Source organism: Pseudomonas sp. CFSAN084952 (assembly GCF_009648855.1).
Taxonomy (GTDB): Bacteria; Pseudomonadota; Gammaproteobacteria; order Pseudomonadales; family Pseudomonadaceae; genus Aquipseudomonas; species Aquipseudomonas paracarnis.
In genome coordinates this window covers 6,066,107-6,079,301 of record NZ_CP045767.1, presented here as the reverse complement: position 1 = coordinate 6,079,301, position 13,195 = coordinate 6,066,107, and the positions used below count along the sequence as shown (strand labels likewise).

Sequence of the window (13,195 nt, the reverse complement as noted above, 5' to 3'; positions counted from 1 at the left end):
GGCGCCACCTTACCAAACAGACTCACCACCGACCAGAAAGCAAAACGCCAGCACGAGGCTGGCGTTTTGCATTTCAGGCGTCGATCAACGCGGCACAACCGGCTTGCGCGTAGGCTTGCCGCCCTTGCCCTTGGCCGCATCGCTGCGCTCTTTGGCCGCCTGCTTATTGCGCGCCTGGGCCGCAGCCTTGGCTTGCTCGCGCTTGTCCCACGGGTTGCTGCCGTCGCTGCCACGGGGTGGCAGGCCGGTGTGCTGGGTGAGGATCTTGGTGGTGGTTTCCTTGGCGACCTTATGGCTGCCGGCCGGCGTCGAGTTCTTACGCCGGGCGCTCTGGTAGCTGTCGGTGGACGGCTGGTGCAGCGGGATCAACTGGTCCTTGCCCGACCCGATCAGGTCGGCACGGCCCATGCGGGTCAATGCTTCACGCAGCATTGGCCAGCCCTTCGGGTCGTGGTAACGCAGGAACGCCTTGTGCAGGCGGCGCTGCTCCTCGCTCTTGACGATGGTCACCGCGTCGCTCTTGTAGGTGACCTTGCGCAGCGGGTTTTTGCCCGAGTGGTACATCGCGGTGGCGGTGGCCATCGGCGACGGGTAGAACGCCTGCACCTGGTCGGCACGGAAGCCATTGCCCTTGAGCCACAGGGCCAGGTTCATCATGTCTTCATCGGTGGTGCCGGGGTGGGCGGCGATGAAGTACGGGATCAGGTACTGCTCCTTGCCCGCTTCCTTGGTGTACTTCTCGAACATGCGCTTGAACTTGTCATAGCTGCCAATGCCCGGCTTCATCATCTGGTTGAGCGGACCTTCCTCGGTATGTTCCGGGGCGATCTTGAGGTAGCCACCGACGTGGTGGGTGACCAGCTCTTTGACGTACTCCGGCGACTCGACGGCCAGGTCGTAGCGCAGGCCGGAAGCGATCAGGATCTTCTTCACACCCGGCAACGCACGGGCACTGCGGTACAGCTGGATCAACGACGAGTGGTCGGTGTTCAGGTTCGGGCAGATGCCAGGGAACACGCACGATGGCTTGCGGCACGCGGATTCGATTTCCGGGCTTTTGCAGGCGATGCGGTACATATTCGCCGTCGGGCCGCCGAGGTCGGAGATCACGCCGGTGAAGCCCGGCACTTTGTCGCGGATCTCTTCGATTTCGCGAATGATCGACTCTTCGGAACGGTTCTGGATGATGCGGCCTTCGTGCTCGGTGATCGAGCAGAAGGTGCAGCCGCCGAAGCAGCCACGCATGATGTTCACCGAGAAACGGATCATGTCGTAGGCCGGAATCTTCTCCTTGCCATACGCCGGGTGCGGTACGCGGGCATAAGGCATGCCAAACACGTAGTCCATTTCTTCGGTAGTCATGGGAATGGGCGGCGGGTTGAACCACACGTCCACTTCTCCGTGTTTCTGCACCAAGGCACGGGCGTTGCCTGGGTTGGTTTCCAGGTGCAACACGCGGTTGGCGTGGGCATAGAGCACCGCGTCGCCGCGGACCTTTTCCACCGATGGCAGGCGGATCACGGTCTTGTCACGGGTCATACGCGGGCTGGCGAGGATCTGCACAACCTTGGCTTCTTCCGGATCGTCGACTGGACCTTTTTCCTGCTCGATGGCGCAGGCCTGGGTGTCTTGGGTATTCACATACGGGTTGATGATCTTGTCGATCTTGCCCGGACGGTCGATGCGCGTGGAGTCCACTTCGTACCAGCCCGCCGGCGTGTCACGGCGAATGAACGCAGTACCGCGCACATCGGTGATGTCTTCGATCTTGTGGCCCCACGACAAGCGCTGGGCAACTTCGACGATGGCCCGCTCGGCGTTGCCGTACAGCAGGATATCGGCGGTGGCGTCGATCAGGATCGAGTTGCGCACGCGGTCTTGCCAGTAGTCGTAGTGGGCGATGCGGCGCAGGGAAGCTTCGATGCCGCCGAGTACGATCGGTACATTCTTGTAGGCTTCCTTGCAACGCTGGCTGTACACCAGGCTTGCACGGTCGGGGCGTTTGCCAGCCATGCCGCCGGGGGTGTAGGCGTCGTCGGAGCGGATTTTCTTGTCGGCGGTGTAGCGGTTGATCATCGAGTCCATGTTGCCGGCCGCGACGCCGAAGAACAGGTTCGGCTCGCCGAGCTTCATGAAGTCGTCTTTGGACTGCCAGTTCGGCTGCGCAATGATCCCGACGCGAAAGCCCTGGGACTCCAGCAGCCGGCCGATGATCGCCATGCCGAACGATGGGTGGTCAACATAGGCATCACCGGTGACGATGATGATGTCGCACGAATCCCAGCCAAGCTGATCCATCTCCTCCCTGCTCATCGGCAGGAATGGCGCAGGACCGAAACATTCGGCCCAGTACTTGGGATAGTCAAATAACGGCTTGGCTGTTTGCATGACGGTGACCGGTGTGAAGATGAAAAATCGCGGGCGCGGAATATAGCACAAATTTTGACCAATTCCGACGGTAGTAGTCGGAATTGTGGTGACCCCATCGCAGGCAAGCCAGCTCCCACAGGAGAGCGCATTCCACATGTGGGAGCTGGCTTGCCTGCGATGAGGCCCTTACAGGTGCTTGAAACTACTCGTCGTCGTCGAAGTTGTAGCTACCCGGCGCCAGGTTCTCGAAACGCGTGTACTTGCCGATGAACGCCAACCGGATAAACCCGATCGGGCCGTTCCGCTGTTTGCCGATGATGATTTCGGCAATGCCCTTGTGTTCCGTCTCGGGGTGGTACACCTCGTCGCGGTACACGAACATGATCACGTCGGCGTCCTGCTCGATCGCTCCGGATTCCCGCAAGTCGGAGTTCACCGGACGCTTGTTGGGACGTTGCTCCAGGGAGCGGTTGAGCTGGGACAACGCTACCACCGGGCAGTTGAATTCCTTGGCCAGCGCCTTCAAGGAACGAGAGATTTCAGAAATCTCGTTGGTACGGTTGTCACCACTGGAACCGGGGATCTGCATCAACTGCAGGTAGTCGATCATGATCAGGGCGATGTCGCCATGCTCACGCACCAGGCGCCGGGTACGCGCGCGCATTTCGGACGGGCTGATACCGGCGGTGTCATCGATAAACAGCTTGCGGTCGTTGAGCAGGTTGACCGCCGAGGTCAGGCGCGGCCAGTCGTCATCCTCAAGTTGACCGGAACGCACCTTGGTCTGGTCGATACGGCCAAGAGACGAGAGCATACGCATGATCAGCGATTCACCTGGCATCTCGAGGGAGTACACCAGCACCGCCTTGTCGCTGCGCAGAACGGCGTTTTCCACCAGGTTCATCGCAAAGGTGGTCTTACCCATCGACGGACGGCCGGCGACGATGATCAAGTCGGACGGCTGCAGGCCGCTGGTCTTTTCGTCGAGGTCGGTGTAGCCGGTGGAAATACCGGTAATAGCCGCGTCGGTGTTGAACAGGGTGTCGATGCGGTCGATGGCTTTGGTCAACAGGTCGTTGACGCTGACCGGGCCGCCGGTCTTGGGCCGTGCTTCTGCAATCTGGAAGATCTGCCGCTCGGCTTCGTCAAGGATCTCGGCAGCAGTGCGGCCTTCGGGGTTGAAGGCGCTGTCGGCGATTTCAGTGCTGATGCCGATCAACTGGCGCAGGGTGGCGCGCTCGCGGACGATCTGGGCATAGGCCTTGATGTTGGCGACGGACGGCGTGTTTTTCGCCAGCTCACCGAGGTAGCCCAGGCCACCCACTTGGGAGGTCTGGCCTTCCTTGTCCAACTGCTCGGCCAGGGTTACCACGTCGATCGGTGAGTTCTGGTCGGCCAGCTTGGCGATGGCGCGGAAGATCAGGCGGTGGTCATGACGATAGAAGTCACCGTCCGAGACTTGATCCAGCACGCGTTCCCAGGCGTTGTTGTCCAGCATCAAGCCACCGAGCACGGCCTGTTCGGCCTCGATGGAATGCGGCGGCACCTTCAGGGCAGCGGTTTGCAGATCGTATTGCTCAGGAGCGGAGATTTCGTTCATGGCCACTTGGAATTTGGGGTGTGTAGAAAAACAAAAGGCACGACCTGTAAACAGGATCGTGCCCGATGTTAACCGGCTGGCACGCGAGGTGCCAGTCAGTTAGGTGCGACTTAAGCTGCTACCACGACAACGCGTACGGTGGCTTCAACTTCGGCGTGCAGGTGCACGGCTACGTCGAATTCGCCTACGTTGCGGATGGTGCCGTTCGGCAGACGAACTTCGCTCTTCTGCACTTCAACGCCGGAGGCGGTCAGTGCATCAGCGATGTCGTGGGTGCCGATCGAACCGAACAGCTTGCCTTCGTCACCAGCGGTGGCAGTGATAGTCACTTCCAGCTCAGCCAGTTGGGCAGCGCGAGTTTCGGCCGACGCTTTTTTGTCTGCTGCGGCTTTTTCCAGCTCAGCACGACGCTCTTCAAACGCAGCCAGGTTGGCAGCGGTTGCAGCGGTGGCTTTGCCGTATGGCAGCAGGTAGTTACGACCGTAGCCGGCCTTAACGTTCACTTTGTCGCCCAGGTTGCCCAGGTTGGCGACTTTTTCCAGAAGGATCAGTTGCATGTGAAAATCCTCTAACTTTTAACCTTCACCGTTCGCGTTATCGGCGTCTTTCGACGCCAGACGACCGCGAAAATCAATCAGGCTGTCAACAATGGCCAAGACCACGAGTAACGGATAGATCAGCTGCATGAACAGCAACAGCGTGACGTACAACCCCACCAGCCAGAACCTGGCCAGGCGCTTTCGCGCAACCAGCCCATGAATCAGGGCCAGCCCGGCAAACACCAGCGGTACGCTGCAAATCGGCGCCAGCAAGGCCATCTGTGGGCCGAAGTTCGGCCCGACAACCATGCACGCCAGCAGCAACATCGCCGGCCCCGCTGGGATTCTGATACTGCGAAACTCGCGACCAAAACCACCCGGGTTGTACAACAACGCCTGCCAATAACGCCCAAGAATCAGGCTCAGCACGCTGACGACCTGCAACAAAGCCGCAATCAGGCCAGTCAGGACCGGGGCAATCAGTGACGCAAACCGCGCTCGCTCATCTACCGACAACTGCTGGTAGAGATCCCCGAGGGCCAACGGCAGGATCTTGACGATCTCCTGCGCCAGCGCCTCGATCTGCGGGCGGAAAGCCGCGCCAAGCATCACTGAGTACACCAACCCCAATGCCACGCTGACCAGCAGCGTACGGACCCAGGACTCACTTGCGCGCAAAACCAACGCAAGGCTCGATGACCCCAGCAGTACCAGAAGTACCCGTGGATCACCCATTTGCAGCCACCAGATCAAGGCCGGCAACAAACCCAGGGCAAGAACGCCAAGGGCGTCCTTCAAACCGCGCCGCAGCAGCACAAGGCAACCTGCGGCAGCACCCAACCAATAAAGCAACGGCAATGCCGCACATCCAGCCACTACCAGAGTGGCCTGCACGCGACCGCGCATGATGAACTCAGCTAAGGCGCGCATGCATTCAATCCCTTACTACTTGTCGACTGCCCGGTCTCAGCGGCCGTGGCTGTCGGTGTAGGCCAGCAGGGCCAGGAAGCGGGCGCGCTTGATAGCGGTGGCCAGCTGACGCTGATAACGTGCTTTGGTACCGGTGATACGGCTTGGAACGATTTTGCCGGTCTCGGATACGTAGGCTTTCAGAGTGTTGAGATCTTTGTAATCGATCTCTTTCACGTCTTCAGCGGTGAAGCGGCAGAATTTACGACGACGGAAGAAACGTGCCATTTGATAGGCTCCTTAATAAGGTCCGTGGATTACTCGTCAGCGTTATCGCTGTCGTTCTCTTCGCCTTCAGCGCTTTCAGCGCCTTCGTGCTCAGGACGATCGCGACGCTCACGGCGCTCACTGCGGTTTTCTTCAGCCTTGAGCATCTCGGATTGGCCAGTAACGGCTTCTTCGCGACGGATGACCAGGTTACGGATCACTGCATCGTTGTAGCGGAAGTTGTCTTCCAGCTCGGCCAGGGCCTTGCCAGTGCACTCAACGTTCAGCATCACGTAGTGAGCCTTGTGAACATTGTTGATTGCGTAGGCCAGTTGACGACGGCCCCAATCTTCCAGACGGTGGATTTTGCCGCCGTCTTCTTCGATCAGCTTGGTGTAACGCTCAACCATGCCGCCGACTTGCTCGCTTTGATCCGGGTGGACCAAAAAGATGATTTCGTAATGACGCATGAATGCTCCTTACGGGTTGTAGCCTGCCGCTCAAAAACGGTCAGACAAGGAGTGAATGACACTTATGGATCTTGCCGCAGGGGAGGCACATCGGTGCCTGCCAGGAAGGCAAGGGGCGCAATTGTAGAGAAGGGGGAGAAGCGGCGCAAGGCAATTGGTGATTATTTGAACAATCCTGAATAAACACCACAGAACCAATGTGGGAGCGGGCTTGCCTGCGATGACCATGGCACCGGCAACATCTCTGCTGACTGACACTCCGTCATCGCGGGCAAGCCCGCTCCCACATTTTGATCACTTCTTGGGCTTGGCCTTGGCTTTCGCACCACGCTGACGCTGGGCTTCAAACAGGCAAACACCCGTCGCAACCGACACATTGAGGCTGCTGACGCTACCAGCCATCGGCAGGTGCACCAGGTAATCGCAATGCTCACGGGTCAACCGGCGCATGCCTTTGCCTTCGGCGCCCATGATCAGGATGGTAGGGCCGGTGAGGTCCTGATCATAGATGCTGACCTCAGCCTCCCCCGCCGTGCCCACGACCCACAGGCCGCGCTGCTGGAGCTTCTCCAGGGTACGCGCAAGGTTGGTCACGGCCACCAGCGGAATCACTTCCGCCGCACCGCAGGCGACCTTGCGCACCACCGGCGTCAGGGTCGCGGACTTGTCCTTGGGCACGATCACCGCCAGCGCACCGGCAGCATCCGCCGAACGTAGGCAGGCGCCGAGGTTGTGCGGGTCGGTCACGCCGTCCAGCACCAAGAGTAACGGCGCACCTTCGGTACGGTCGAGCAGCTCGTCGAGCATCGCCTCGCCCCACACCTGGCTCGGACTGACGTCAGCCACCACACCTTGGTGAACGCCTTCGACCCACACGTCCATTTCACGACGCTCGGCCTGGCCGATGGCAACCTTATTCTGCGTAGCCAACTCGACCAGCGCCTGTACGCGCGGCTCGCTGCGACCTTCGGCCAACCACACCTGCTTGACGCGCTTGGGATGGTGACGCAGCAGTGCTTCTACGGCGTGCACGCCGTAGATTTTTTCCAGACTCATGACTTGGCCTTAGGTTTGCGCGGCCCGCCGCTTTTTGCGGGAGCCGAACCCGCTTTTGGCGGGCCTTTACGGTGTTTACTTGGCTTGCTCGACGGTTTTTCCGCCCCGTGAGACTTTCCCCCAGACGCCGCTTTACCACCGCTTTTGGCTTCGTTGAGCAACTGCTGCTTCAACTCGCGGCTCTTGCGCAGCTCGGCGTTTTTCGCCGCAGCGTCGCTTGGGCGGTAGGCTTCAGGGGCCTTGTCCTTGGCAGAAGAACGACGACCGGCCTTGGCAGGTGCAGGCTCGGCCGTGGTTTTTGCAGTGGTCGCTTTGCCTTTGGACGCAGGCGCTGTGGTTTCACCACGTTTTTTACGACCCGCAGGCTCTGCCGGCTTGTCAGGCATGCCGAAGTCGATCTTGCGCTCGTCGAGGTCGACACGCATGACCTGCACTTCAACGGTATCGCCCAGACGGAAGCTGCGACCGGTGCGCTCGCCCGCCAGGCGGTGATGCACAGGATCGAAGTGGTAGTAATCACCCGGCAAGGCGGTGACGTGCACCAGGCCCTCGACGTAGATGTCGGTCAGCTCGACGAACAGGCCAAAGCCGGTCACTGCGGTGATCACACCCGGGAACGATTCGCCCACGCGATCCTTCATGAACTCGCACTTGAGCCAGTTCACCACGTCGCGGGTGGCTTCGTCGGCGCGGCGCTCGCTCATGGAGCACTGCTCACCCAGCTGTTCCAGGGCCGCTTCGTCGTACGGATAGATCCGTGCTTTCGGAATGGTCATGGCACCGGCGCGCTTGACGTGCGGGGTGTTCTGCTTGGAATGGATCACGCTGCGGATCGCCCGGTGCGTGAGCAAGTCCGGGTAGCGGCGAATCGGCGAAGTGAAGTGGGTGTACGCCTCGTAATTCAGGCCGAAGTGGCCCTGGTTATCGGCGCTGTACACCGCCTGGCTCAGGGATCGCAGCATCACGGTCTGGATCACGTGGTAATCCGGACGGTCCTTGATGCTGGCCAGCAGGGCCTGGTAATCCTTCGGCGTAGGACCATCCTTGCCTTTGTGCAGGGACAGGCCGAGCTCGCCGAGGAAGGCGCGAAGTTTTTCCAGGCGCTCCGGCGGCGGGCCGTCGTGCACACGGTACAACGCAGGAATTTCGTGCTTCTTGAGGAACTCGGCAGTGGCCACGTTGGCCGCCAGCATGCACTCCTCGATCAGCTTGTGCGCGTCGTTACGGGTGGTCGGGGTGATCGCCGCAATCTTGCGCTCGGAGCCGAAGACAATCCGGGTTTCCTGGGTTTCGAAATCGATCGCGCCACGGGTATGACGCGCACCCAGCAACACCTTGTACAGCGAGTACAGCTGCTTGAGGTGCGGCACCACGCCAGCGTACTCGGTACGCAGGGCCTTGGCTTCGCTGGTCTTCGGCGTTTCCAGGATGGTGCTGACCTTGTTGTAGGTCAGACGCGCCTGGGAGTGGATCACCGCTTCGTAGAACTGGTAGTCGGTCATTTCGCCGGTTTTGGAGATGGTCATCTCGCACACCATGGCCAAACGGTCGACTTTCGGGTTCAGGGAGCACAGGCCGTTGGACAGCTGCTCAGGCAGCATCGGAATCACGCGCTCTGGGAAGTACACGGAGTTGCCGCGCACCTGAGCCTCGTTATCCAGGGCCGAACCGATCTTCACGTAACTGGAGACGTCGGCAATCGCGACGTACAACTTCCAACCGCCGGAGAACAGGCGCAGCTTGCCAGGCTTGGCTTCGCAGTAGACCGCATCGTCGAAGTCGCGGGCATCTTCGCCGTCAATAGTGACGAACGGCAGATGGCGCAGGTCGATACGTTTTTCTTTGTCTTTCTCTTCGACTTCCGGCTTGAGCTTGGCGGCTTCCTTGAGCACGGCATCAGGCCAGACGTGAGGAATATCGTAGGTGCGCAAGGCAACGTCGATTTCCATGCCCGGCGCCATATAGTTGCCGACCACCTCCACGATATCGCCCTGGGGCTGGAAGCGCGCAGTAGGCCAGTGGGTGATTTTCACCTCGACGAACTGGCCGACCTTGGCGGCGCCATTGCGGCCCGGGGTGATCAGCACTTCCTGCTGGACCTTGGGGTTATCCGGCACAACGAAGCCGATGCCGCCTTCTTCAAAGTAACGGCCGACGATAGATTCGTGGGCACGGGACACCACTTCGACGATCACGCCTTCACGACGACCACGGCGGTCGAGGCCAGAAACCCGCGCCAGGGCACGGTCGCCATCGAACACCAGACGCATTTGCGCCGGGCTCATGAACAGGTCGTCGCTGCCGTCGTCCGGTATCAGGAAGCCGAAGCCGTCGCGGTGGCCGGCAATGCGGCCCAGGATCAGGTCGAGCTTGTCTACCGGCGCGTAAGTGCCACGACGGGTGTAGATCAATTGAGCATCGCGCTCCATCGCACGCAAACGGCGGCGCAGGGCTTCGAGCTGGTCTTCGGTGGTCAGACCGAATTCTTCAACCAGTTGCTCACGGCTAGCAGGCGAACCACGATCGGCGAGGTGCGCCAGGATCAGTTCGCGGCTAGGAATAGGGTTTTCATATTTTTCCGCTTCACGAGCGGCCTCGGGATCGAGGGACTGCCAATCGGCCATTAGAGAGTTTTCACCTTGTCTATATGTGGGTTAGTTTGGCATACGCGTATTGAAACGGGAAATTTCAGGTATCAACAAGCGTTTAAAAGACCTTTACGACCCCCGCCACGCACCTTGCACGACCGCTGGTGAAATTTTCCAGGCTTTTTTCATGGCAGGGGTTTACAGCTCAAATATCGCTCCGTATAGTGCGCGCCATCGACGACGGCAACGTTGTTGATGCTGCCCAGGTGGTGAAATTGGTAGACACGCCAGCTTCAGGTGCTGGTGATCGCAAGGTCGTGGAAGTTCGAGTCTTCTCCTGGGCACCAAATTCAGATCAAACCCGCGAAAGCGGGTTTTTTCGTTTCAGACCTTTGATTTTTAACGGAAAAATTGATTTATATTTTTCGAATCAGGGGTTTACAGATTAAAAACCCCGCCGTATAGTTCGCCCCATCAACAGCGGCAACGTTGTTAGATAATGCCCAGGTGGTGAAATTGGTAGACACGCCAGCTTCAGGTGCTGGTGATCGCAAGGTCGTGGAAGTTCGAGTCTTCTCCTGGGCACCAAATTCAGATCAAACCCGCGAAAGCGGGTTTTTTCGTTTCCGGGGTTTGAAAACTTCCCCAGTGATTTCCCCCTCATCCGCACTTGAGAAGATTTATCGTTTATCCTTGCAATGATTTGTTGCATATAAGCGAGGAACACTTCGGATGATGATCCGTGACAACCGACTCAAGACATCCCTTCTGCGCGGCCTGACCCTCACCCTACTCAGCCTGACCCTGCTCTCGCCCGCCGCCCATTCTGCCGACAAGGTCTCCCTGACCTTATACAACGGCCAACACAAAGAAGTCGGCGATGAACTCGCCAAGGCCTTCGAAGCCAAGACCGGCATCCACGTCAACGTGCGCAAAGGCAGCAGCAACCAGTTGGCCAGCCAAGTCGTCGAAGAAGGTGAGCGCTCCCCTGCCGACGTCATCTACACCGAAGAATCACCGCCCCTGAACAAACTCGGCGAGCAAGGCCTGTTGGCAAAAATCGATGCCAGCACCCTCAATGTGCTGCCCAAGGATTACGTGGGTAAAAACGGCGACTGGATGGGCGTGACCGCACGCACCCGCGTCGTAGCCTTCAACCCCAAATTGATTGCGGAAAAAGACTTGCCCAAGTCGGTACTGGATTTCGCCGGCCCCGAATGGCAAGGCAAGGTCGGTTTCGTGCCCACCAGCGGCGCGTTCCAGGAACAAGCCGTGGCAATCATCAAGCTGCACGGTCGCGAAGCCGCGGAAGAATGGCTGACCGGCCTGCGCGCCTTCGGCAAGGTGTACAGCAACAATATGGTCGCCCTCAAGGCCGTGGAAAACGGCGAAGTGGCTACCGTGCTGGTAAACAACTACTACTGGTTCGCCCTGAAAAAGGAAAAAACCAACCTGGACTCCCAGCTGCATTACTTCACCGATGGTGATGCTGGCGGCCTGATCACCGTGTCCTCCGCTGCCGCACTCAAATCCAGCAAGCATCCCAAAGAAGCTCAGCAATTGCTGGCATTCATGGCCAGCGAAGAGGGCCAGCGCGTGATCACCAACACGTCGGCCGAGTACCCGCTGCGCAAGGGCATGGAATCGAACCGCGGCCTCAAGCCATTTAGCGAGCTGCAGCCACCAAAGGTCACCCCCGCAGACCTGGGTAACGCCGAAGAAGCCCTGGAGCTGGAACGTGACGTTGGCCTGAACTGATGAACCCATCGCTTTCCGTCACGGGGTTCACCCCCCGTCGCAAACGCCCATCAATCTGGCTGCTGCTGCCTGTGCTATTGCTGGTTGGCCTGAGCCTGTTGCCGCTCGCCTATGTCGGGCTCAAAGCCTGGCAGGCGGGCTGGACGGAGGCGGTGCATCTACTGTGGCGACCTTATGTGTTCGGGCTGCTGCGCAACACGCTGGCATTGATGGTCGGCGTGACCCTGACCTGCGGCGTGATCGGCCTGTCCCTGGCCTGGCTACTGGAACGCAGCAACCTGCCAGGACGGCGCATCTGGGGCGTGATCCTGTGCCTGCCGTTTGCGGTGCCGGCGTTTGTCAGCAGTTTTACCTGGGTGTCGCTGAGCGCTCAGTTCGAGGGGCTCGGCGGCGCGATCCTGGTGATGAGCCTGTCCAAATACCCGCTGGTGTTTTTGCCGGTGGCGGCAACACTGCGCAATCTAGACCCCTCCCTGGAAGAATCGGCCCGCACGCTGGGGCTCAACCGCTGGGGCGTGTTCTTTCGCATCACACTCCCGCTGTTGTGGCCATCGCTGCTGGCCGGCTCACTATTGATCGCACTGCACATGCTGGTGGAATTCGGCGCGCTGTCGATTATCGGGTTGCAGACCTTCACCACCGCGATCTACCAGCAGTTCGAACTGGAATTCAGCAATGCCAATGCGGCAATGCTCTCGGCAGTGCTGCTGGTGATGTGCCTGACCCTGCTGTGGCTGGAGCTGCGCGTACGCGGCAAAGGCCGGCATGTGCGCATCGGCCAGGGCGCGGCGCGGCACGCCGAGCAGGTTCGACTCGGCAAGTGGGCGCCATTGGGCCAGGTGTATTGCCTGGCATTGGCGATCATCGGCAGCGGCATCCCGCTGGGCATGCTCGGCTATTGGTTGGCCGTCGGTTCGTCAGCGGCGTTTCCGATGGCCGAGATCAGCGAGGCGCTGCTGTCATCCCTGGCGCTCTCCCTGGGCGGCGCCGCACTGTGCCTGGTACTGGCAGTGCCGGTTGGGCTGCTGGTGGTGCGCTACAAAGGACAGTTGGCACTCTGGGCCGAACGCTTGCCGTATCTACTGCATGCCCTGCCCGGCCTGGTGATTGCGCTGACCCTGGTGTATTTCGCCCTGCATTACATCCCCGCGCTGTACCAGACCTCTGCGTTATTGCTGATTGCTTATGCGCTGCTGTTTTTGCCGTTGGCACAGGCGCCGATTCGTACAGCACTGAACAAGGCGGCGCCACAGCTGGAAGAGGCTGCGCGCACGTTAGGCGCATCGTCCTTCAGTGCGTTTTGCCGGGTGACGTTGCCAATCATCTTTCCGGCGCTGGGGGCGGCGTTTGCCTTGGTATTCCTGGATGCGATGAAGGAATTGACGGCGACGTTGCTGCTCAGCCCGACCGGGTTGAATACCTTGGCGACGGCCGTCTGGGCACATACCTCGAATGTGGAATTTGCGGCGGCGGCGCCGTATGCGGCGTTGTTGATAGTGGTGTCGGGGTTGCCGGTGTATCTGCTCACGACTCGGATGTATCTGAGTCGCTGAAACAGCTATCGCAGGCAAGCCAGCCCCCACAGTGACCGAGTTCCAACTTTGGAATGCAGTTGAATGTGGGAGCTGGCTTGCCTGC

General features: G+C 59.8%; 10 protein-coding genes and 2 tRNA genes. 4 read left to right on the top strand and 8 right to left on the bottom strand.

Translation table 11 applies throughout. The annotated features are described in order from the left end of the window. Positions 1–84: 84 nt before the first annotated feature. The 8 genes from GH769_RS27655 to rnr form a co-directional block, all read right to left on the bottom strand. Positions 85–2,388 (bottom strand): YgiQ family radical SAM protein, encoded by a 2,304-nt coding sequence (locus GH769_RS27655; protein ID WP_003188080.1) that lies wholly within the window; start codon positions 2,386–2,388, stop codon positions 85–87. Positions 2,389–2,572: 184 nt separating this feature from the next. Further along, positions 2,573–3,970 carry a replicative DNA helicase gene (gene dnaB / locus GH769_RS27650; protein WP_003188079.1) on the bottom strand — a complete coding sequence of 466 codons (1,398 nt, stop codon included), beginning with the start codon at positions 3,968–3,970 and terminating at the stop codon, positions 2,573–2,575. 110 nt (positions 3,971–4,080) lie between these two features. Continuing rightward, positions 4,081–4,527, bottom strand: coding sequence for a 50S ribosomal protein L9 (gene rplI, locus GH769_RS27645; protein ID WP_003171376.1), 447 nt, complete (start codon positions 4,525–4,527; stop codon positions 4,081–4,083). Positions 4,528–4,545: 18 nt separating this feature from the next. Next, entirely contained in the window at positions 4,546–5,439 is an 894-nt protein-coding gene (locus tag GH769_RS27640) for a hypothetical protein (RefSeq protein WP_019818302.1), read from the bottom strand. Between the two features lie 36 nt (positions 5,440–5,475). Continuing rightward, positions 5,476–5,706 (bottom strand): 30S ribosomal protein S18, encoded by a 231-nt coding sequence (rpsR, locus tag GH769_RS27635; RefSeq protein ID WP_002551829.1) that lies wholly within the window; start codon positions 5,704–5,706, stop codon positions 5,476–5,478. Positions 5,707–5,735: 29 nt separating this feature from the next. After that, positions 5,736–6,155 carry a 30S ribosomal protein S6 gene (gene rpsF / locus GH769_RS27630; RefSeq protein ID WP_003188075.1) on the bottom strand — a complete coding sequence of 140 codons (420 nt, stop codon included), beginning with the start codon at positions 6,153–6,155 and terminating at the stop codon, positions 5,736–5,738. 294 nt (positions 6,156–6,449) lie between these two features. Further along, entirely contained in the window at positions 6,450–7,211 is a 762-nt protein-coding gene (gene rlmB / locus GH769_RS27625) for a 23S rRNA (guanosine(2251)-2'-O)-methyltransferase RlmB (protein WP_003188074.1), read from the bottom strand. Next, positions 7,208–9,835, bottom strand: a complete 2,628-nt coding sequence (rnr, locus tag GH769_RS27620) for a ribonuclease R (protein ID WP_032904042.1) — start codon at positions 9,833–9,835, stop codon at positions 7,208–7,210. The genes rlmB and rnr overlap by 4 nt, the downstream gene beginning before the upstream one ends. Positions 9,836–10,059: 224 nt before the next feature. Here rnr and GH769_RS27615 point away from each other — a divergent pair. The 4 genes from GH769_RS27615 to GH769_RS27600 all read left to right on the top strand — a co-directional run bounded on the left by GH769_RS27615 (position 10,060) and on the right by GH769_RS27600 (position 13,110). Continuing rightward, positions 10,060–10,146: transfer RNA gene (locus tag GH769_RS27615), tRNA-Leu, on the top strand. Positions 10,147–10,300: 154 nt separating this feature from the next. Then, positions 10,301–10,387, top strand: a tRNA-Leu gene (locus tag GH769_RS27610). 144 nt (positions 10,388–10,531) lie between these two features. Then, complete coding sequence (locus GH769_RS27605; RefSeq protein ID WP_014716672.1) at positions 10,532–11,557, top strand: extracellular solute-binding protein; 1,026 nt, start codon at positions 10,532–10,534, stop codon at positions 11,555–11,557. Then, entirely contained in the window at positions 11,557–13,110 is a 1,554-nt protein-coding gene (locus GH769_RS27600) for an iron ABC transporter permease (RefSeq protein WP_020301627.1), read from the top strand. Before GH769_RS27605 ends, GH769_RS27600 begins: the two co-directional genes overlap by 1 nt. The last annotated feature ends 85 nt before the right edge of the window (positions 13,111–13,195 follow it).

Bases quoted from the DNA above. Each gene is read 5' to 3' on its own strand.
- GH769_RS27600 (WP_020301627.1), top strand. From the start codon at position 11,557: ATGAACCCATCGCTTTCCGTCACGGGGTTCACCCCCCGTCGCAAACGC.
- rnr (WP_032904042.1), bottom strand. From the start codon at position 9,835: ATGGCCGATTGGCAGTCCCTCGATCCCGAGGCCGCTCGTGAAGCGGAA.
- dnaB (WP_003188079.1), bottom strand. From the start codon at position 3,970: ATGAACGAAATCTCCGCTCCTGAGCAATACGATCTGCAAACCGCTGCC.
- rplI (WP_003171376.1), bottom strand. From the start codon at position 4,527: ATGCAACTGATCCTTCTGGAAAAAGTCGCCAACCTGGGCAACCTGGGC.
- GH769_RS27655 (WP_003188080.1), bottom strand. From the start codon at position 2,388: ATGCAAACAGCCAAGCCGTTATTTGACTATCCCAAGTACTGGGCCGAA.
- rlmB (WP_003188074.1), bottom strand. From the start codon at position 7,211: ATGAGTCTGGAAAAAATCTACGGCGTGCACGCCGTAGAAGCACTGCTG.
- rpsF (WP_003188075.1), bottom strand. From the start codon at position 6,155: ATGCGTCATTACGAAATCATCTTTTTGGTCCACCCGGATCAAAGCGAG.
- GH769_RS27640 (WP_019818302.1), bottom strand. From the start codon at position 5,439: ATGCGCGCCTTAGCTGAGTTCATCATGCGCGGTCGCGTGCAGGCCACT.
- rpsR (WP_002551829.1), bottom strand. From the start codon at position 5,706: ATGGCACGTTTCTTCCGTCGTCGTAAATTCTGCCGCTTCACCGCTGAA.
- GH769_RS27605 (WP_014716672.1), top strand. From the start codon at position 10,532: ATGATGATCCGTGACAACCGACTCAAGACATCCCTTCTGCGCGGCCTG.